General features: G+C 64.7%; 1 protein-coding gene. It reads left to right on the top strand.

Annotated features, from left to right (window positions below; genetic code table 11):
- Positions 1-229: 229 nt before the first annotated feature.
- Positions 230-677 (top strand): class I SAM-dependent methyltransferase (locus J0A65_RS24910; protein WP_206596917.1); only part of this gene is annotated, 448 nt, incomplete at its 3' end.

The raw sequence follows: 677 nt of genomic DNA on the forward strand, positions 1-677 counted from the left end.
TTCTGTTCGAAGGTCGGGTTGCGCATCTTGGTTTCGTTCAGCGGAGGCATGCCAGTTAGTCCCAGCAAACGCCGGCAAAGTGCCCGAGAATCCACTGCTGAGCGGTCTTGCTGCCTTGCCACAGCTGCATACGACTGCCGCCAAGGCGCGTGGCCATGGGGGCTTGACAGCTCTGGGATACTGGAAGGTGTGAGCGCGATCATTCATCAGGCCAAACGGAGGGTTTGCCATGCGCGACGAGGAACTCAGGGCGTTGTTCGATCAACAGGCGGCTGGCTATGACCAGCAATGGGCCGGGATGGCGCCGATTCGCGAGGCGCTCTATCTGCTGCTCGATGCGCTGTTCGCCGAGCTGCCGGCCGATGCGCGGGTGCTCTGCGTGGGCGCGGGTACCGGTGCGGAGATCGGCCACCTGGCCGCGCGCTTTCCTGGCTGGCGGTTCACTGCGCTGGACCCTTCCGAGGCGATGCTCGATGTCTGTCGCCAGCGTGCGCAGCGCGAGGGCTTTGTGCAGCGTTGCGAGTTTCATGCGGGCTATCTCGACACGCTGGCGGATGAGCCGCAGCATGACGGCGCGACCTGCTTCCTGGTCTCGCAATTCTTGCTGGAGCCGCAGGCACGCACGCGCTTCTTCCGCCAGATCGCGCAGCGGCTCAAGCCGGGCGGTCTGCTGGCCA

The organism is Bowmanella yangjiangensis (assembly GCF_017255015.1).
GTDB classification, from domain to species: domain Bacteria; phylum Pseudomonadota; class Gammaproteobacteria; order Enterobacterales; family Alteromonadaceae; genus Bowmanella; species Bowmanella yangjiangensis.